20 protein-coding genes are annotated in these 17,590 nt (G+C 45.8%); 14 read left to right on the forward strand and 6 right to left on the reverse strand.

The window, feature by feature from the left end; all coding sequences use genetic code 11:
• Positions 1 to 81: 81 nt before the first annotated feature.
• Complete coding sequence (locus QUB66_RS21675) at positions 82 to 2,514, forward strand: BamA/TamA family outer membrane protein (protein WP_332970169.1); 2,433 nt, start codon at positions 82 to 84, stop codon at positions 2,512 to 2,514.
• 135 nt (positions 2,515 to 2,649) lie between these two features.
• Here QUB66_RS21675 and QUB66_RS21680 read toward each other — a convergent pair whose 3' ends face one another.
• Positions 2,650 to 2,781 carry a hypothetical protein gene (locus QUB66_RS21680; RefSeq protein WP_332970170.1) on the reverse strand — a complete coding sequence of 44 codons (132 nt, stop codon included), beginning with the start codon at positions 2,779 to 2,781 and terminating at the stop codon, positions 2,650 to 2,652.
• Here QUB66_RS21680 and lpxC point away from each other — a divergent pair.
• Positions 2,780 to 3,637 carry a UDP-3-O-acyl-N-acetylglucosamine deacetylase gene (gene lpxC, locus QUB66_RS21685; RefSeq protein WP_265236775.1) on the forward strand — a complete coding sequence of 286 codons (858 nt, stop codon included), beginning with the start codon at positions 2,780 to 2,782 and terminating at the stop codon, positions 3,635 to 3,637. The genes QUB66_RS21680 and lpxC overlap by 2 nt on opposite strands.
• 106 nt (positions 3,638 to 3,743) lie before the next feature.
• Here the strand turns inward: lpxC and QUB66_RS21690 are convergent, their stop codons facing one another.
• Positions 3,744 to 3,896, reverse strand: a complete 153-nt coding sequence (locus QUB66_RS21690; RefSeq protein ID WP_332970171.1) for a hypothetical protein — start codon at positions 3,894 to 3,896, stop codon at positions 3,744 to 3,746.
• Positions 3,897 to 3,920: 24 nt separating this feature from the next.
• On the opposite strand from QUB66_RS21690, the gene fabZ reads away from it, so the two are divergent.
• From fabZ to QUB66_RS21715, 5 genes are all read left to right on the forward strand, one after another.
• Positions 3,921 to 4,442 carry a 3-hydroxyacyl-ACP dehydratase FabZ gene (gene fabZ, locus QUB66_RS21695; RefSeq protein WP_265236780.1) on the forward strand — a complete coding sequence of 174 codons (522 nt, stop codon included), beginning with the start codon at positions 3,921 to 3,923 and terminating at the stop codon, positions 4,440 to 4,442.
• Positions 4,443 to 4,768: 326 nt separating this feature from the next.
• Positions 4,769 to 5,563 carry an acyl-ACP--UDP-N-acetylglucosamine O-acyltransferase gene (gene lpxA / locus QUB66_RS21700; protein ID WP_265236782.1) on the forward strand — a complete coding sequence of 265 codons (795 nt, stop codon included), beginning with the start codon at positions 4,769 to 4,771 and terminating at the stop codon, positions 5,561 to 5,563.
• Between the two features lie 219 nt (positions 5,564 to 5,782).
• Complete coding sequence (locus tag QUB66_RS21705) at positions 5,783 to 6,385, forward strand: Uma2 family endonuclease (RefSeq protein ID WP_265236784.1); 603 nt, start codon at positions 5,783 to 5,785, stop codon at positions 6,383 to 6,385.
• A 22-nt stretch (positions 6,386 to 6,407) separates the two neighbouring features.
• Entirely contained in the window at positions 6,408 to 7,580 is a 1,173-nt protein-coding gene (gene lpxB, locus QUB66_RS21710; RefSeq protein WP_332970172.1) for a lipid-A-disaccharide synthase, read from the forward strand.
• Between the two features lie 23 nt (positions 7,581 to 7,603).
• On the forward strand, positions 7,604 to 8,869 hold the full coding sequence (locus tag QUB66_RS21715; RefSeq protein ID WP_332970173.1) for a DNA cytosine methyltransferase: 1,266 nt from the start codon (positions 7,604 to 7,606) through the stop codon (positions 8,867 to 8,869).
• A 53-nt stretch (positions 8,870 to 8,922) separates the two neighbouring features.
• On the opposite strand, the gene QUB66_RS21720 is transcribed toward QUB66_RS21715, so the two are convergent.
• Entirely contained in the window at positions 8,923 to 9,087 is a 165-nt protein-coding gene (locus QUB66_RS21720) for a chemotaxis protein CheW (protein WP_332970174.1), read from the reverse strand.
• Positions 9,088 to 9,232: 145 nt separating this feature from the next.
• Between QUB66_RS21720 and QUB66_RS21725 the strand changes: the two genes are divergently transcribed.
• The 6 genes from QUB66_RS21725 (at position 9,233) to QUB66_RS21750 (ending at position 14,615) form a co-directional block, all read left to right on the forward strand.
• Positions 9,233 to 9,577 (forward strand): BON domain-containing protein, encoded by a 345-nt coding sequence (locus QUB66_RS21725; protein ID WP_265236791.1) that lies wholly within the window; start codon positions 9,233 to 9,235, stop codon positions 9,575 to 9,577.
• 235 nt (positions 9,578 to 9,812) lie between these two features.
• Positions 9,813 to 10,184 (forward strand): DUF4278 domain-containing protein, encoded by a 372-nt coding sequence (locus QUB66_RS21730; RefSeq protein WP_332970175.1) that lies wholly within the window; start codon positions 9,813 to 9,815, stop codon positions 10,182 to 10,184.
• 241 nt (positions 10,185 to 10,425) lie between these two features.
• Positions 10,426 to 10,857, forward strand: a complete 432-nt coding sequence (locus QUB66_RS21735; protein ID WP_332970177.1) for a hypothetical protein — start codon at positions 10,426 to 10,428, stop codon at positions 10,855 to 10,857.
• 81 nt (positions 10,858 to 10,938) lie between these two features.
• Positions 10,939 to 13,911, forward strand: a complete 2,973-nt coding sequence (locus QUB66_RS21740) for an NACHT C-terminal alpha/beta 1 domain-containing protein (RefSeq protein WP_332970178.1) — start codon at positions 10,939 to 10,941, stop codon at positions 13,909 to 13,911.
• Between the two features lie 42 nt (positions 13,912 to 13,953).
• A complete protein-coding gene (locus QUB66_RS21745; RefSeq protein ID WP_332970179.1) occupies positions 13,954 to 14,271 on the forward strand; it encodes a DUF433 domain-containing protein in 318 nt (105 codons plus the stop codon).
• A gap of 14 nt (positions 14,272 to 14,285) precedes the next feature.
• Positions 14,286 to 14,615, forward strand: a complete 330-nt coding sequence (locus tag QUB66_RS21750) for a DUF5615 family PIN-like protein (protein WP_332970180.1) — start codon at positions 14,286 to 14,288, stop codon at positions 14,613 to 14,615.
• A 6-nt stretch (positions 14,616 to 14,621) separates the two neighbouring features.
• Here the strand turns inward: QUB66_RS21750 and QUB66_RS21755 are convergent, their stop codons facing one another.
• The 3 genes from QUB66_RS21755 to QUB66_RS21765 form a co-directional block, all read right to left on the reverse strand.
• Complete coding sequence (locus tag QUB66_RS21755; protein WP_332970181.1) at positions 14,622 to 14,837, reverse strand: hypothetical protein; 216 nt, start codon at positions 14,835 to 14,837, stop codon at positions 14,622 to 14,624.
• 111 nt (positions 14,838 to 14,948) lie between these two features.
• Entirely contained in the window at positions 14,949 to 16,130 is a 1,182-nt protein-coding gene (locus tag QUB66_RS21760; protein ID WP_332970183.1) for an RtcB family protein, read from the reverse strand.
• A gap of 273 nt (positions 16,131 to 16,403) precedes the next feature.
• Positions 16,404 to 16,790 (reverse strand): DUF2358 domain-containing protein, encoded by a 387-nt coding sequence (locus QUB66_RS21765; protein ID WP_332970184.1) that lies wholly within the window; start codon positions 16,788 to 16,790, stop codon positions 16,404 to 16,406.
• Between the two features lie 165 nt (positions 16,791 to 16,955).
• Between QUB66_RS21765 and QUB66_RS21770 the strand changes: the two genes are divergently transcribed.
• Entirely contained in the window at positions 16,956 to 17,570 is a 615-nt protein-coding gene (locus QUB66_RS21770) for a glutathione S-transferase N-terminal domain-containing protein (RefSeq protein ID WP_265236814.1), read from the forward strand.
• The last annotated feature ends 20 nt before the right edge of the window (positions 17,571 to 17,590 follow it).

Consider the following 17,590-nt stretch of genomic DNA (forward strand, 5'->3'; position numbering starts at 1 on the left):
CACTAATGACTAATGGCTAATGACTAATGACTAATGACGAATAATGTGGTGTGTGTCGATTGCCCAAAAGAGTGAACAAAAATGCGCTTATCTGCTGTATTGGTGGCAGTTCTTACTGTCTCAGCAACATTCGGACTATCAAATTCGGCAAGCGGTCAAACATCCTACTCTGAATCAACAGAGGAAGCTTTGACTGCCGTTACCCCCGCCCCGTCGATCGAATTATCCGATCGCCCCGTTCCAGAATTAACCCAAAATCTTCCTCAAAACCGCAAAGCAGCTAAAAGCAGCAAAGCGGAAGCCCTAAAAATAGTGGCGGCCCCTGGTAGAGGAGAAGACGATCGCGAACCAAACCGAGTCACAGACCCGGCAACCCCGGTTTCGCCCGTTGACCTGCAACTCAAACCTGAGATAGCATCCAATCCCCTCGCCTCTAGCAGCCAAAACGCTCTGCCAGAGGCACAAATGGCTAGCCCGCTCCCCCCCTCGGAGACCGCAGTTTTGCCCGCCTGGGTTGCGGTAGAGCCTCGGAAACAGGATGAATCAAGGGCGATCGCTCAAGACATCCAAGTTTCTCCCAGACAGGCCCCAGAAGTATCAGGGGCGATCGCTCAAAACGCCCAAATTCCCCCCATACCAGCCCCGACCAGGCCACCAGCTAACACCGTTCCGACATTGCCATCGGGCCCAGCAGCACCGCAGCCCAGACCAGCCCCCGCACCAGCCGGGGCAGCAGAACCGCAAGTGCTAGTTGCCGAAGTTACCATTACCGGGGCAACGGGAGACCTGCAAAGCGAGATTTACCGAGTCATCAGCACCCAACCGGGACGCACGACCAACCGCAGCCAACTGCAACAAGACATCAACGCCATTTTTGCCACAGGCTTTTTCAGAAACGTGCGGGCAGAACCCCAAGACACCCCATTGGGCGTGCGGGTGACTTTTATCGTGCAGCCAAATCCGGTGCTGCGGGGAGTCAAAATCACCGGTCAGCAAGTGCTGCCCCAAACCATAATTGACGACAGCTTCCGCGATCAGTACGGCAAAATTCTCAACCTCCGCCGCTTTGAGGAGGGAGTGAAAAAAATTAATGCCTGGTATCAAGAAAACGGCTATGTTTTGGGCCAAATCACTGATGCGCCGCAAGTCGCAGATGACGGTACTGTCACCCTGGTAGTGGCAGAAGGCCAGATCGAATCCGTTGATGTCCGCTTTCTGAGCAAGGAGGGAGAGGCAACGGATGCGACCGGTCAGCCGATCGGAGGTAACACCCGCCGTTATGTGATTACCCGCGAAGTACAACTCAAGCCCGGAGACATCTTTAACCGCACCAAGGCGGAAAGAGATTTGAGGCGGGTGTTTGGTTTGGGGATTTTTGAAGACGTGCGGCTGGCCTTGGAACCGGGAACTACTGATCCCCGCAAGGCAAGGGTAATTGTGAACGTCATTGAAAAAAATACTGGTTCTCTGGCTGCGGGTGCGGGTTTGAGTTCCGCGACGGGTTTGTTCGGTACGGTGAGTTACCAGCAGCAAAACTTGAACGGTAGGAACCAAAAATTGGGGGCTGAAGTACAAATCGGGGAACGCCAAACCCTGTTTGACTTGAGTTTTACTGACCCCTGGATTGCGGGCGATCCTTACCGGACTTCGTTCACGGCTAATGTTTTTAGAAGACGATCGATCAGCGTGATTTTTGACGGTGGCGAGAGAGAAGTCAGATTGGCAAATGACGATCGACCCCGCATCGTCCGCACCGGCGGCGGCATCAATTTTACCCGTCCCCTCTCGCGCGATCCTTTTGCAGATTCTGAGTGGATAGCTTCACTCGGTTTGCAGTACCAGCGAGTCTCAATTACCGATAGTAAAGGCAGACGAGAATCCAAAGACGAACTCGGCAACCAGCTAAGTTTTAGCAATTCCGGTTCCGACGACTTGACAACAATCCAAGCAGGTGCTGTGCGCGATCGGCGTAACGATCCCCTCCGCCCCACCAGCGGTTCCCTGCTCAGATTTGGCATGGAACAATCGATTCCTATAGGTTCCGGCAGCATCCTGCTCAACCGTCTGCGCGCCAGTTACAGCTTTTACCTACCAGTCAAGTACACTAACTTTACCGCAGGCCCCCAAACCCTGGCATTTAGTTTAAAAGCCGGCACCGTATTCGGAGATTTGCCTCCCTACGAAGCCTTTGCCTTGGGTGGCGCCAACTCGGTACGCGGATACAACGAAGGCGACATGGGAGCAGGCCGCAGCTTCCTAGAAGGCAGCGTGGAGTATCGTTTCCCGATTATTTCGTTTATCGGCGGAGCGCTATTTTTGGATGCTGGCACCGACTTGGGCACGGGCAAAGATGTCCCCGGCGACCCGGCAGGTGTCCGCAGAAAGCCCGGTAGCGGTTACGGTTACGGCGTCGGCGTGCGGATTCAATCTCCGTTAGGGCCGATCCGGATCGATTACGGTATCAACGACAGCGGCGACAATCAAATTCACTTTGGGATTGGTGAAAGATTCTAATTACAGTTGACAGTTGACAGTTGACAGTTGACAGTTGACAGTGGTCAGTTGGCAGTTGACAGTGGTCAGTTGGCAGTTGGCAGTTGGCAGTTGGCAGTGGTCAGTTGGCAGTTGGCAGTGGTCAGTTGTTATTAGTTACGAGTAATAAGTAATTGGTAATGGGTGATTGGTAATTACTAATTCTTCCCCTCTTCCCTCTTCCTTCTTCCCTCTTCCCTCTTCCCTCTTCCTTCTTCCTTCTTCCTTCTTCCTTCTTCCTTCTTCCATGACTCAAAGTACCTTAAAATCTGAATTTGAATTGTCAGGAATTGGTTTGCACAGCGGCGCACAAACTCGCGTCCGAGTCTTGCCCGCTGCGGCTGGAGAAGGCCGCTATTTTGTCAGAATTGACTTGCCCGGTGCTCCGATAATTCTGGCAAAAATTGAGGCGGTTGGTCAGACTGCGCTTTCTACTGAACTGGTAGGTGCCGCAGGTGCTCAAATTCGCACTGTAGAGCATCTATTAGGCGCTTTGGCGGGGATGGGAGCGGATAATGCTCGAATTGAGGTGGATGGGCCGGAAGTGCCTCTGCTGGACGGTTCGGCTCAGGTTTGGGTAGAGGCGATCGCCCATACCGGCCTAATTGCTCAAGCATCCCAGGAAGATCAAATTTCCTCATTCGTCCTGACTGAGCCGATTTGGGTGCGTCACGGGGATGCTTTTGTTGCAGCCCTACCGTCGGATCAAACTCGGTTTAGCTACGGAATTGATTTTGAGGAACAGGCGATCGGCAATCAATGGTACAGTTGGTCGCCAGAGGTAGAAAGTTTTGCGACGGCGATCGCCCCAGCCCGCACTTTTGGACTTGCTCGGCAAGTTGAACAATTGCGACAAGCAGGTTTGATCAAAGGTGGTACCCTAGATAACGCCCTTGTTTGCGATCGATCCGGCTGGCTCAACCCGCCCTTGAGATTTCCCAACGAACCGGTGCGCCATAAAATCTTAGACTTAGTAGGCGACCTCAGTCTGTTGGGAACTTTGCCAAAAGCTCATTACTTGGCTTACAAAGCCAGTCACAACCTCCACGTCCAACTCGCCAAAGCCCTGAACTCCCAAGCTTCAGCCGTGCTACAACCAAGTTAGAACAGGTTCGAGCTTTCTTTACAGTTATAGTTTGCAGTTACAATTCACAACCCAAGACGCGATCCCTTGCCTTTATATAGCAACGGCGAAGGCGCTTAGGACGTTCTTAATTGCTGAAACCATTGCAGTGAATTTCTTCTCTGGCGACGACAACTAAAGCCTTCCTTCTTCCTTCTTCCTTCCTTCTTCCTTCTTCCTTCTTCCTTCCTTCTTCCTTCTTCCTTCTTCCTTCTTCCTTCTTCCTTCTTCTTTCTTCCATACCACACTCAAAAGTCTTCAAGCAATGTCCACGCTGACTGAAGTTAACACCCTCAATACTGCCAATTCTGAATCCGTTCCCACCGAAAACGGCGAAGATTCTCCAGCGGTTAAATCTACTTTTACTCTCGAAGAAATTCAGAAAATATTACCTCACCGCTATCCCTTTGCACTGGTAGACAAGATTGTTGATTATGTGCCGGGAGTGCGGGCTGTAGGAATTAAAAATGTGACTTTCAACGAACCACATTTTCAAGGGCATTTCCCCGGAAGACCGATTATGCCTGGGGTCTTGATTGTCGAAGCGATGGCTCAAGTTGGCGGTATTGTTCTCGCTCAGTTACCGGACATCGAGCAAGGATTGTGGATGTTTACCGGGATTGATAAAGTCAAGTTCCGCCGTCAAGTAGTACCGGGCGATCAGTTGCTGATGACTCTAGAATTGCTGTGGGTAAAACGCCGCCGCTTCGGAAAAATGCAGGCGATTGCTGAAGTGGATGGACAAAAAGTCTGTGAAGGAGAATTGACGTTTTCGATGGTAGATTAAATTTGCTAATGAGGAATTGGCAATGGAAATTGGTAATGGAAATTGGTAATGGGTAATGGGGAATGGGTAATGGGTAATAGCTAACAACTAATAACGGTTTGGCTAAGCAAAAATGCAAATTATCAATTATCAATTACTAATTACTAATTACCATCTAAGTAAATCCACCTAATTAAATAACGTAAAATACTGGTCGCTAAAAAGCTTGCTGTGTATATCTTCTTCCTTCTTCCTTCTTCCTTCTTCCTTCTTCTTCCTTATTCCTTCTTCCTTCTTCCTTCTTCCTTCTTCCTTCTTCCTTCTTCCTTCTACTTAAAAACTGACAAATGCTTACTTTGATTCACCCAACTGCTGTGATTCATCCCCGCGCCGACCTGCACCCGACTGTAGAAGTGGGCGCTTATGCTGTAATTGGGGAAAGAGTGAAAATCGGGCCGGAGACTAAGATTGGTGCCCATGCAATTATCGACGGACTAACAGAAATAGGTGCTCATAATCAAATTTTCCCTGGTGCGGCGATTGGTTTGGAACCTCAAGATTTGAAATATGAGGGTTCTCTGACTAGGGTGACAATTGGCGACAACAATGTGATTCGGGAATATGTGACAATTAACCGCGCTACTGGAGCGGGGGAAAGCACCACAATTGGCAATCATAATCTATTGATGGCCTATGTTCATGTTGGTCATAATTGCGATATTGCCGATCGAGTAATCATCGCCAACGCCGTAGCCCTCGCCGGACACGTTAAAATTGAGTCCCAAGCCCGACTCAGCGGGGTTTTGGGCGTGCACCAGTTTGTCCACATCGGCCGCTTATCCATGATCGGTGGCTTGAGCAGGATCGATCGAGACGTGCCCCCTTATATGCTAGTCGAGGGGAATCCTTCGAGAGTGCGAGCTATCAACAAAATAGGCCTCGAACGCGCCGGTTTAACCCCAGAAGATTTGCTAGTTTTAAAGAAAACTTTTCGGATTTTATACCATTCTGGCTACACTCTCAATCAAGCTTTAGAACAGTTTGATTTGTTACCGGAAAACCCCCACTTGCTGCACCTGCGGAGATTTATACAGCAGTCTATCAGCAAAGGGCGGCGCGGTTTGATTCCTAGCAAGAAGTGAATCATCCTAAATCTGGGTTAAATAAGACTCGGCGGTTGAAACCGCGACTATACAAACAAAGTCCGCAGCAGAGGGGGACTCAAGAATTAAGACTCGGCGGTTGAAACCGCGACTATACAAACAAAGTCCGCAGCAGAGGGGGACTCAAGAATTAAGAGGTATTAAAGCCAAATTGGTTATGAGGTAGAATGAAGCTATTAACTAAACGATTGTTAAGTTATGAATGTATATACTTCAGTCAAATATACATCTCCTGAAACAGAACAAGATGCCTGCATCAGATTTTCAGATGTTAGCTGGGAGCAATTTGAAGCGATAGAATCAGCGTTTAAAGATATTGGCAATGTAAAATTTTTCTATCTCGATCGCATCCTGCAACTTATGACTGTCTCGCCGGAACACGAAATCATCAAAAAAACTCTCTGTATGCTGTTAGAGGCATACATGAGAGCAAGCGGGATTCGATTTTATGGCAAGGGCGGGCCGACTCTGGGTAACAGAGATTTGGGAGGTAGAAAAGAGCCGGACGATTCCTATGACATAGGAACCCCAAAAATAGTCCCAGATATTGCTATTGAAATGGTAATTACTAGCAGTGGAATAGACACTCTAGAATTTTACAAACGATTGGGAGTTCGGGAAGTTTGGTTTAGGCAAAACCACCAGTTATCTATCTACTACTTGAGATGTGAAAATTACGAGAAAATTACCCGCAGTAAATTTTCCCCTGAACTCGATTTAGAATTACTGCTGCGCTGTGCTAATATGCCAGATCAATATGATGCTGTGACTGAATTGCTAGAACAAATCTCACCTGTTTAAAGCCAGAGTTAAATTAACAAATATGAAAATTTTTATCAGCACTGGTGAGGTTTCGGGCGATTTGCAAGGAGCTTTGTTAGTTGCTGCCTTAAAACGTCATGCTGTCGCCGCTGGTTTGGAGTTGGAAATAACTGCATTGGGCGGGCCGCAAATGGCGGAAGCTGGGGCTACTATTTTAGGCGATACTGTGGGCATTGGTTCTATGGGTATTATAGAATCTATACCCTATATTTGGCCAACGATCGCAGTTCAGCAAATAGCTAAACAATATCTAAAAAAATCACCCCCCGATGTTGTTGTATTGATTGATTATTTGACTCCAAATCTCGGTATTGGTAGCTACATTCGCCGCTATTTGCCGGATTTGCCTGTGGTTTGGTACATCGCGCCTCAAGAATGGGTTTGCTCGATTTCTCCTCGCAATACTGAATTGATTGTTAATATTGCCGATCGCATTTTGGCGATTTTCCCCGAAGAAGCTCGTTATTATCGCGCCAAAGGCTCTCAAGTCAGTTGGGTTGGCCATCCTTTGGTGGATAGAATGCAATCTGCGCCCAGCCGGGAAGTTGCCCGCAAAACTTTGGGAATTGAGCCGGAACAGGTGTCAGTCGCTCTAATTCCCGCTTCTAGAAAGCAAGAACTCAAGTACCTGATGCCGGTGATATTTGAGGCTGCTCGAATTATTCAAGATAAATTGCCGGAGGTTCATTTCTGGATTCCGATTTCTCAAGCAGCTTTTCGCAGCAAAATCGAACAAGCTATTGGGAATTACGGTTTGCGGGCTACTTTGTTGGAAAATCAAAATCTGGAAATCTTGGCTGCTGCCGACTTTGCGATCGCCAAATCTGGTACTGTTAATTTGGAATTAGCTTTGCTCGACGTTCCGCAAGTTGTAGCCTACCGCGTCAGTCGGATTACGGCGATTATTGCTCGCCACGTTCTGAAATTGTCGATTCCTTTTATCTCTCCGCCCAATTTGGTGCAAATGAAGCCGATCGTCCCAGAGTTGCTGCAAGACGAGGCTACTGTGGAAAATATAGTTTTCCATGCCCTGGAATTGCTGCAAAATGCCGATCAACGCCAGCAAACCTTGGCGGATTATCGGGAAATGCGGGAAAGTCTCGGAGATGTCGGTGTGTGCGATCGCGCGGCTGCCGAAATAATCAAAAATGTTAAAATAAATACAGCTTCTTAAAACAATTTTACTATTGAAATGTTATGCCTAGCTATCGGAAAAAGCGACCGATCGCTGTTGATTTATTTGCCGGCGCAGGCGGCATGACGCTGGGCTTTGAACAAGCAGGTTTTGATGTACTTGCATCAGTCGATATTGACCCCATCCACTGCGCCACCCACGAATTCAATTTCCCGATGTGTTCTGTATTGTGCAAAGATGTCTCAAAGCTGACAGGATCGGAAATTAGGAAACAATCTGCGATCGGCAGGCGCGAAATCGACGTAGTAATCAGCGGTTCGCCCTGTCAAGGATTCTCGCTGATGGGCAAGCGCGATGTAGACGATCCGCGAAATTCTCTGATTTTCCACTTTCAGCGCTTAGTTTTGGAGCTAAAACCCAAGTTTTTTGTCATGGAAAATGTGCCGGGAATTGTGGCAGGCGAACACAAAGAACTCCTGAATCTTTTAATTAGCTCTTTTCTGGAAGCAGGATATCAAGTAGAAGAAAAATATCAAGTTCTCAACGCCGCTCATTACGGAGTACCACAAGCTCGCAAACGATTGTTTCTGATTGGTTGCAAAAAAGACTACGATCTGCCAAAATATCCTCAGCCAACTACTTTTTTGCCTAAAAAGAAACTTCCTAAACGCTATAAAAAAGTTAATTTACCTGCTGTACCGACAGTTTGGGATGCGATTGGAGATTTGCCGGAAGTAGAAAAGTACAGCGAGTTACTGCACCGAGATTGGGTAATAGCGGAGTACGGAAAGTGCAGCAGCGATTACGCGAGTTTGTTGCGTGGATTCGATGATTTTGAAAATGATTATGCTTACGATCGCCAGTACGATCGACAAATCCTCTCATGCAGTCGGCGCACCAAACATTCTCCCGAATGTATGGAAAGGTTTGCAGCCGCAGCCTACGGCGAAAAAGAGCCGATCAGCCGTTTTTACAAGCTGCACCCTGACGGAGTTTGCAACACTCTCAGGGCGGGAACCGACAGGGCGAGGGGCGCTTATACTTCGCCAAGGCCAATTCACCCGATCGCGCCTCGGTGCATTACAGTCAGAGAAGCTGCGCGGCTGCATTCATATCCTGACTGGTTTAGATTTCACGTCACAAAATGGCACGGTTTTCGCCAAGTCGGAAATTCTGTACCGCCACTATTGGCGAAAGCTGTAGCATCACAGATTATTAGCGCTTTGGGCGTGAAAGTAACCAAACCGAGTTTCAAGTTTCTGGTTGGAGATGATTCGTTACTTAAACTAAATTGGTCGGAAGCAGAACAACATTATCTGAAAGTATAGACTAAGACGATGCGCGTGCTCAAGTAAGTGCGGGCTGCCCTACCCTGTATCATTTAGCACAAATCGATGACTGGGACGAGATGTCCCCGGTAGTTAAACAAACCGGGAATGTATTCGGGCGCGTTGTGGAGTTTTTGCAACGTGACAGTGGGAACTACTTCGACTATGCGCCTGCTATCCAAGGCATAGCGATCGTCCCCTACATAAAATAGCAACATCAACATCGGGATACCAGTAGAGATTTTAGATTCTGAAAGTCTGCCGGGAAAACATTTTTAGAAATTTCGCTTAGTTTTGCAACAATTAGGAGTCTTTTGGCATTCTAGAGCTATCTTGGAAAAAGTGTATTTTCAGGAGACTACTATGGGTTGGTTTAAAAGACTGTTCGGACTCGAAAAGCCTGAAGCCCCGGCTGAACCGATGGCACAAGTAGTACAGCAAGCAGCACAAGCGCAATCCATCGCTCCTGCTAAAGTCGGCCCAGACGGAAATTTTGACGAAAGTGGCCTGGCGAAGCGGGTGGCTTTGGCTTTTGACGGCGATTCAGCAGTTGCTGATATCGAGACTGTTTATGTGGCTCAGCTCAGCAGCACGGTTGTTCTCAAAGGTCAAGTTCCCAGTCAGGAAATTCTCGACAAGTTAGTGGCGATCGCCTCTGCTGAAGAGGGCGCAACAAACGTACAAACCGATCAAGTGACAGTCGGGTAGTTCTTCGGATCTCAATCTGTTTCGCTCTGAGTACGATCGAATTAGTCAAAGCTCGATTAAACCCGCTACGGCGGGTTTTTTCCTGCCTTCTCCCCCTCAAAATATTAATTCTTGTAAAAAAACGCATTTTAGTCCAAAAACAGTATAATTGAATACAGAAACTAAAATAGTTGTAGCTAGCAAAAGCAAACCTGACCTAACGACCGTTTTTATCTGAATATAAGGATCGAAAAATATGCAACTGACTTATCGCGGCGCAAACTACGAGTACGATATTCCGACAGTCGATATACTAGAAGGCGAAGTCGCGGGCAAATATCGGGGTCAAGACTGGAACTATCGGTATCCGAGACACCTTGCAGTCCCCAAAAAATACGGGGGCGTCAACTCTAGCACAAAGCAAGATTTTCAAGCCCAGAAGGATGTCGTAGCAGCTAGCGCACCTTACTCGGCGGTTGAATCTTCGCCGACATTTGCGGACTTGGCGCAAGTTCACCGGGTGCATATTTGTAATATTCTCGATCGTAGGAAACAAGTAGCCAAAGCCAAGGGCGATGAAAGACTGCTGCGCTTGCTAGAAAGAGAGTGGCAGCAGATGGCTTGTTAGGAAATAGCTTCAAAAAATACAGCGTTTGTCAAGAGGGGAAGTTGAGTAAAGTTCAATTTCCCCTTTTTGGTGTTGGTTTCAAAATTGCCTAAGACTACATCAACAGTTGTGCGATCAAATTAAAGTTTGTTTTAGCTTCTCGCCTAGCCGCAGCAGTATCGCAACCGAAATTTGCAACTCTGCATTTATACAAAAATTATGTTATAAATTTACCAACTATGAAAACTCCTACTTATAATTTATGGAACCTTTGACGCTGACGGCTGCTGGAACTGCGATCGCAACCATACTGGGAACAAAAGCTTTGGAAAAAATTGGAGAAAACCTTGGAGATGCGGTAATTCAACCGGTTAAAAAATTCTGGTCATTGCTCAAACACGAGTCTCCAGATACGGCGAGTGCGATCGAACTTGCGCCTGAGCAACCTTTAGATTACGGTCAAGCAATGCTGGAAGTGCAATCAGTAGCCGATCGAAATGACGAATTCAAACAAATATTAATCCAATTGCTAGCAGCAGCGACAACAAATCCCAAACTTGCCGAATATATCCAATTGGAAATGAAAAAGCTCCAGTCCCAACAACCATCTATCCAAAACCTGAACTGGTCGAAGTTGCAAGAAAAGGGAGTTATCAATCAAGGTAATATCGAGAACCAGACTAATAACTTCTGACTGGATCCGTCCTTTGGGAACGGGGCAAAGTCAATTCCCACCAAAACTATCCAAGTTGACTGGCGCGATGTTTGCCTCGCCATGTTGGAAGCTGAGAAACAGCTAACCACCAATCAGTTAATGCGAGATGACGATGAACGGTTTGATATAGATGATATCCACGTACCCCTAGCATTAGTAGAGCGCAAAAAACCTAATCTGATCGGTGACAACACTCAAGCAGAACAAGGTTCGCGCCTGTACGAGCCAGAATACGAAGAAAAGAAGCGCTTTGAACACGAACAGTTTTTACTGGATATCCTGAAAGACGGGAAAGGTAAGCACAACGGTAAGCGAATCGCTATTATTGGCGAACCTGGGGCGGGAAAAACCACGCTGTTACGCACAATCGCTTTTTGGATAGGGGAAAAGACCGATATTTTACCGATTTCGATTTCCTTGGCAGATTTGCAGGAGTTCACGTTAGAAGACTATCTACTGCGACTTTGGCTAAAAACAGCTCTAAAAGTGAGACAGATAACACCGGAAATGGAAGATGCCCTGTGTGAACTGTTCAAAAGTGAACAAGTTTGGTTGTTGTTGGATGGCGTGGATGAAATGCCAGTGCAGGGCGAAGAACCCCTCCGGACAATTTCTAATCAGTTAAAAGGTTGGTTGGGACAAGCGCGGGTGGTGCTGACTTGTCGGCTGAATGTCTGGGAAGCAAACCGCAACGTGCTGGCGGACAATTTTGAGATTTATCGCACGTTGGAATTTAGCTATGGCGATCGCACAATGCCGGATAGAGTGCAAGAGTTTATCGCCAAGTGGTTCAACAAACAGCAAAATTTAGGTCAGCAATTACGACAGGCATTAGACGAACCGGGAAAAGAGCGCATCAAAGATTTGGCGAAAAATCCCCTGCGGTTGGCGCTGTTGTGCAGCACTTGGAATTTGTGGCGCGATCGTGGGGGTTTGCCGGATACGAAGGCGAAACTTTATCAGGGATTTGTGGAGAAGTTTTATGAGTGGAAAAGCCGGGAATTTCCCACAAATTCTACTCAGCGGGATCAATTAAATCGGGCGTTGGGGGAGTTGGCCAAGTTGGCGATCGACCAAACGGCATCCCGGTTTAGACTTAAGCACAGTGAGATTTGTCCGCTATTGGGGAAACCGGATAAGGGGTTGTTTAAGTTGGCGTTACAATTGGGTTGGTTGAATAAGGTAGGTTTGGCGGCAGAAAGTCCCGATGAAACAGTTTATGCTTTCTGGCATACCACGTTTGAAGAATATTTTGCCGCGTTAGCTGTTGGCAATCGGGATTTTTTCTTACCCCGCACTCATATCGATAGTCCTGTTTATGGCAAGCGCTATCGCATATTCGAGCCACAGTGGAAAGAGGTGATTTTGCTATGGTTGGGTCGAGAGGAAGAAGATAGAGAGGAGAAAGAGGAGAAAGAGGCATTTATTAAGGGAATCATAAACTTTAACGATGGATTCAATGGTAAATTTTATTGGTATCGAGCTTATTTTCTAGCTGCTGCTGTAATTACTGAATTTAGAAGTCACTTTGCTGATGAGATTGCACAGCAGATTATAACGTGGAGTTTTGATTGTTTCTATAAACAAGTTGGTTATTTCTCTAAAAATTTACAGGACGCTCAATGTCATTCTAGTATTATAGAGGGAGCTAGGGCCGCACTGCCCGAAGCAGGCTACCATAAAGCTGTGAAATTTATATTGCCATTACTAGATAAAAGTAAGTATCCGTATTTCCGACATGAAGCGATCAAAACTTTAGGAGTAATCGGCACTGGTAATTGTGATGCCATCCAGGCTTTGAATAGCATAATAGACGATCCATCTGACAATATCTGCTGTGTAGAAATAGCTTCTTGTAGCCTGGGTAAAATTACTACAGGAGATCTAAAATTAAAAGCTATTCAAAAACTCATTAATTTGATGAAGCTCGATCCTTCTCATGAAACTGCTATTAAATCTCTTAGTCAACTTGTTTTTGATAGTTTAGATATTACTTTTGAAAGCAGAGATTTGATTATAGAAAGCATGGCTAAACACATAGAAAAAATTGATATACAATTATTTTATTTCCCTAATAACTGGTTGAGTGCTAAGGCTTTTTTGAAGATAGCCCCAACTCACCACCCACAGTACCAGTATGCTACTGACATTGAAAAGAGAAGCGACGCAAGGATTAAGCAAATTCAAGATAGCGGAATAGATATGTTGCTAAATGATATCAAAATCCTAGGTTTAGGGGATATAACAGCAAAAGAATTAGCATCGCAAATTATTCAAATAATTTCTAATTTAAACTTGATTTTACGTACTCACCAAGACAATGAAATTCAAAAGATAGCTGGTGATTGCTTAACATCAATATTGCTAGGTCAAAAAGTCTCCAATCAAGCTATTTTTTTACATTTAGTAATTCAAGGCTTAAAAGATTGCCCAGATGATCGTATCCGGGAAAACTACTCAGTCCTCTGGCACTGCGCCCAAAACCTCCCTTACCCCACTTTTTATCAAGCATGGCACGATTCCGCCACCACACCCGATCCAGAAGTCCCAGAAAATACCGCCGATTCTACCCCCTCGGCACAAAGTTTCAAGTCAGCAAACTTACCCCAACTCCTTACCAAAGCCATTAACAATCACCCCGATTTATGCACCAAAGTAAAACTAATTTGCATCGACACTCACCAATTCATAGAACCCGAAAACCCCGCCCCAGAAATTTACGATGAGATGCAAAATCAAAATTGTCCAGAGTGGCAGAATGGGTATCCCGATACAATGCAAAAACTCAAACTATATTGGAATTTCCTGCGCCGCCAAAGCGATATTCCCCTGTTTTTAATCTGCTACGATTCCACAGCACTCTCAGCTACACCCACAGGATTTAGCGCTCCATTTCTCAAAGCTTTAAGCAAATTCGATCGCGCGATTTGCATAGTATGTGAAACAGAGGATGTTCCACTGCAAACTTTTTCACCCAGTCAACCCGATTTAGTCGCTGCCGTTCTAGCATGGATTCGGCAAGGTATACTATAAAATAGACATCCTATTTAAGAGCCGATCGACAAAGCAAGAACTATGACACTTACAAAGACCGAGTATAAATATATAGAACTAAATCAAGACAATGTTCCCATCATAGCCGGAACCACCATGAAAGTCGTTGAATTAGTCGAAGCTCAGATAGCTTATGGTTGGAGCCCCGCAGAATTACACCTCAATCATCGCTACTTGACTATGAGCCAAATTCTTTCTGCCTTAGCTTATTATTGGGATCGCAAACCAGAACTCGATGCAGAAATAAAGCGACGAGAAGAGTATGTTAAACAGGCGGAAATTGAAGCTGGCGAATCTCCTTTTGCTGCTAGACTACGCGCTCAAGGGCTATTGAAATGAGTCTAGCATTTTATATGGATGAACACATTCATTCAGCTATTACAGTTGGTTTACGTCTTCGAGATGTAGATGTTTTAACTGTTCAAGAAGATGGACGTGCTGGTACACCAGATACTATTTTACTCGATCGAGCTATGGAGCTTGGGCGAGTTATGTTTTCACAAGACCAAGATTTTTTGATTGAAGCAAAACGCCGTCAAGCTGAAAGTATAAACTTCTCTGGTGTTATCTTTGCTCGTCAGTCTCGCGTTTCCATTGGTGATTGTATCCTCGACTTGGAAATAATTGCTAAACTTGGTGAGTTGGAAGAATTTGTTAATCGAGTTCAATATTTGCCTTTGTAGCTTCCCTTACTCATCAAGATAAGCTAATGCTTCGGCTCTACCTAGCAAGGTTGTATTCACAGCTTCATTCATCGCTTTGTTGAGGCAATAATCTTCTACTGCTTCCGCCAGATTCTCCTCCGAAACTTCTCCAGTAGGTAACAGTTGTCGCCATAAATCAATCGGAATCACTACTCCGATCGCCTCGCCGTCTTTGTTGGTAAGATATTCAATATTTATCATGCCTATTTTCCTCAAACCTGAATTTATATCGACTCCTGCCTCTGAGTGTATCATCCGAAATTAAATCCTCTGCGAGGGCTTCGCTAACGGGCGATCGCCAAACTCTCCCCATCACCCCTTAACGCAAACCACCTGCTTCAAAGTCGCCACCACTTCCACCAAATCCGACTGCTGACTCATTACCTCCTCAATCGACTTATAAGCGCCCGGAATTTCATCTAAAAACTCCGCATCTTTACGACACTCAACCCCCTCAGTCTGCCGCACAAAATCATCCAGAGTATATACACTCTTCGCTTTAGTGCGAGACATCAACCGCCCCGCACCGTGACTGCAACTACAGTAACTTTCAACATTTCCCTTGCCTTTAACAATAAAAGACTTCGCCCCCATCGAACCCGGAATAATGCCGTAATCATCAACTTGCGCGCGCACAGCACCCTTGCGAGTAACATACACATCCTCACCAAAATGCACCTCTTTTTCCGCATAATTGTGGTGACAATTCACCTGTAATAGCGGCTTAGTAACTTTGCCACCAGCGAGATGCTTTTCCACAATTTTCTTAAACCGATTCATCATAATATCGCGGTTAAAACTCGCATAATCCTGCGCCCATTGCAAATCGTGCCAATAAGCCGCAAACTCCGGCGTACCTGCCACAAAATAAGCTAAATCTTTGTCCGCCAAACTAATTTCTGCCAGTTTAGCTAAGTCTTTAGCAGTCTCGATATGTTGTTGGGCTAGCAGATTGCCGATACCGCGCGAACCAGAGTGCAGCATCAGCCAAACCGAGTTTTCCGTGTCAACGCAAACCTCAATAAAATGATTGCCGCCGCCGAGGGAACCTAACTGTTTTAAAGCTTTATTATCTTGGTGCTGCACTCCTTGATGCAGTTCCTTGAAATTTCGCCATCCTTGCCAGTTGGTGACAGTTTTTTCGACCTCTTTGTTTTCAGCAAATCCGACGGGAATTGCTGCTTCGATTTCGAGGCGAATTTGTTTGAGTTTTCCTTCTAATTTGTTGGCATTAAATGGCATTTTTACAGCCATTATCCCGCAACCAATGTCCACGCCCACAGCAGCAGGAATAATTGCTTCTTTTGTGGCAATTACTGAACCGACTAAAGCTCCTTTTCCTAAGTGTACGTCGGGCATTAGGGCGACGTGTTTGAATACAAATGGCAAAGATGCTACATTGGCGGCCATCTTGGTTTCTTTGTCACCCAAAGCGTGATTTGCCCAGGATAATACTGGTTTTGGGGTTGATATTTCTAATTTTTCGTAGGGCATTTTTGTTTAAATTTATTTGGCTCTATCGTGTATGTAGTATATTTGTAACACAAGTATCGGCTAACGTCAATAGCCCGATCGCCAGAAACGGCATTTTTCACCAAAAAACTTAGTTCAAACCTTGAATCTGGGTTAAGAAACCCGGTTGCTGAGAGTCGGAAAGTTCGATCGTTCGGACTTCAGTCATGAAATATCAGCCGTAATCGCTAAGGTGCTGGCGCGGCGCACTCTACAAGCTCAACCGACAGCGCACTACAAACTACTTAAAGGTCGTTATTTGTCGATCGCAAATACCACTTGTTTGAGCACATCCAACCGCGAACAGTTCCAGTAATCGATGTGGGAAACGATTAAACCGTCGCTGTTAACCTTCAGTTCGCTCCTACCGGCGATCGCCATTTTGGGTTTCCAAGGTAGCGGCGCAATCCAACTCAGAGTCCAGCGAGTTTCGATAGTATCTCCAGACTGAGAAATATCGTGCAAATCGAGTTTAATCTGTTGAAAAAAAGTCCCCATAAACCCGATCATTTTTCGGTAGCGCTCGACTCCAGTAAATCGATTCACTGGGTCTTCAAAATAAACATCTTTTGCGTAAATGTTGTAACTCTGATTTTCAGGAAATCTGCGGTAGTCATCTTTGAGAATTTCCAGAATATTCATTATTATTAATTATAGGCCTTAAATTACTATAATATAATCATACCAAAAAATAGGGTTTCCCATCCGGGCCTCCCAGGATTCCCCAAGTTTTTAGAACAGGGTATAAATTCCCGTCTTAAAAACCTTGTCCTCAACTGTCAACTCTCAACTCTCAACAGCACAACTATGATCGACCTCTACACTTTTACCACACCCAACGGCCGCAAAGTCTCGATCATGCTCGAAGAAATAGGTTTACCCTACAACGTGCACGTCATAGACATCAGCAAAAACGACCAATTTAGCCCAGAATTCATCGCCATCAACCCCAACAGTAAAATACCCGCAATAGTCGATCGGGATAACGGCATCACTGTCTTCGAGTCCGGCGCCATCCTGATCTATCTAGCAGAAAAAAGCGGCAAATTTCTACCCACCGACAAAGAAAAATACTTTCAAGTTATGGAGTGGCTGATGTTTCAAATGGCCAGCGTCGGGCCCATGTTCGGTCAACTCAACCACTTCAAACGCTATGCACCCGAACAAATTCCCTATGCAATTCAACGCTACGAAAAAGAAACCTTGCGGATCTACGGAGTATTAGACACTCAACTAGCAAAACACGAATACATCTGCGGCGAATATTCAATCGCCGATATGGCGACTTATCCCTGGGTAGCTATTTACGAATTTCAAGGATTAACTCTCGACAACCACCCGCACCTCAAACGTTGGGTAGAAACCTTGCAGAAGCGTCCCGCCGTTGAGCGCGGCATGGCTGTTCCATCTATACAAAAATAGGACTTTTTTGTGGCGGGCAC

It is taken from the genome of Microcoleus sp. A2-C3, assembly GCF_036706065.1.
GTDB lineage: Bacteria > Cyanobacteriota > Cyanobacteriia > Cyanobacteriales > Microcoleaceae > Microcoleus.

What these genes read in the sequence shown, in the direction of transcription:
- QUB66_RS21725 (WP_265236791.1), top strand. Translation starts at nt 9,233, where the DNA reads ATGGGTTGGTTTAAAAGACTGTTCGGACTCGAAAAGCCTGAAGCCCCG.
- QUB66_RS21730 (WP_332970175.1), top strand. Translation starts at nt 9,813, where the DNA reads ATGCAACTGACTTATCGCGGCGCAAACTACGAGTACGATATTCCGACA.
- QUB66_RS21735 (WP_332970177.1), top strand. Translation starts at nt 10,426, where the DNA reads ATGGAACCTTTGACGCTGACGGCTGCTGGAACTGCGATCGCAACCATA.
- QUB66_RS21770 (WP_265236814.1), top strand. Translation starts at nt 16,956, where the DNA reads ATGATCGACCTCTACACTTTTACCACACCCAACGGCCGCAAAGTCTCG.
- lpxC (WP_265236775.1), top strand. Translation starts at nt 2,780, where the DNA reads ATGACTCAAAGTACCTTAAAATCTGAATTTGAATTGTCAGGAATTGGT.
- lpxB (WP_332970172.1), top strand. Translation starts at nt 6,408, where the DNA reads ATGAAAATTTTTATCAGCACTGGTGAGGTTTCGGGCGATTTGCAAGGA.
- QUB66_RS21675 (WP_332970169.1), top strand. Translation starts at nt 82, where the DNA reads ATGCGCTTATCTGCTGTATTGGTGGCAGTTCTTACTGTCTCAGCAACA.
- lpxA (WP_265236782.1), top strand. Translation starts at nt 4,769, where the DNA reads ATGCTTACTTTGATTCACCCAACTGCTGTGATTCATCCCCGCGCCGAC.
- QUB66_RS21705 (WP_265236784.1), top strand. Translation starts at nt 5,783, where the DNA reads ATGAATGTATATACTTCAGTCAAATATACATCTCCTGAAACAGAACAA.
- QUB66_RS21740 (WP_332970178.1), top strand. Translation starts at nt 10,939, where the DNA reads ATGTTGGAAGCTGAGAAACAGCTAACCACCAATCAGTTAATGCGAGAT.
- QUB66_RS21755 (WP_332970181.1), bottom strand. Translation starts at nt 14,837, where the DNA reads ATGATAAATATTGAATATCTTACCAACAAAGACGGCGAGGCGATCGGA.
- QUB66_RS21750 (WP_332970180.1), top strand. Translation starts at nt 14,286, where the DNA reads ATGGATGAACACATTCATTCAGCTATTACAGTTGGTTTACGTCTTCGA.
- QUB66_RS21765 (WP_332970184.1), bottom strand. Translation starts at nt 16,790, where the DNA reads ATGAATATTCTGGAAATTCTCAAAGATGACTACCGCAGATTTCCTGAA.
- fabZ (WP_265236780.1), top strand. Translation starts at nt 3,921, where the DNA reads ATGTCCACGCTGACTGAAGTTAACACCCTCAATACTGCCAATTCTGAA.
- QUB66_RS21745 (WP_332970179.1), top strand. Translation starts at nt 13,954, where the DNA reads ATGACACTTACAAAGACCGAGTATAAATATATAGAACTAAATCAAGAC.
- QUB66_RS21680 (WP_332970170.1), bottom strand. Translation starts at nt 2,781, where the DNA reads ATGGAAGAAGGAAGAAGGAAGAAGGAAGAAGGAAGAAGGAAGAGGGAA.
- QUB66_RS21720 (WP_332970174.1), bottom strand. Translation starts at nt 9,087, where the DNA reads ATGTTGCTATTTTATGTAGGGGACGATCGCTATGCCTTGGATAGCAGG.
- QUB66_RS21760 (WP_332970183.1), bottom strand. Translation starts at nt 16,130, where the DNA reads ATGCCCTACGAAAAATTAGAAATATCAACCCCAAAACCAGTATTATCC.
- QUB66_RS21715 (WP_332970173.1), top strand. Translation starts at nt 7,604, where the DNA reads ATGCCTAGCTATCGGAAAAAGCGACCGATCGCTGTTGATTTATTTGCC.
- QUB66_RS21690 (WP_332970171.1), bottom strand. Translation starts at nt 3,896, where the DNA reads ATGGAAGAAAGAAGAAGGAAGAAGGAAGAAGGAAGAAGGAAGAAGGAA.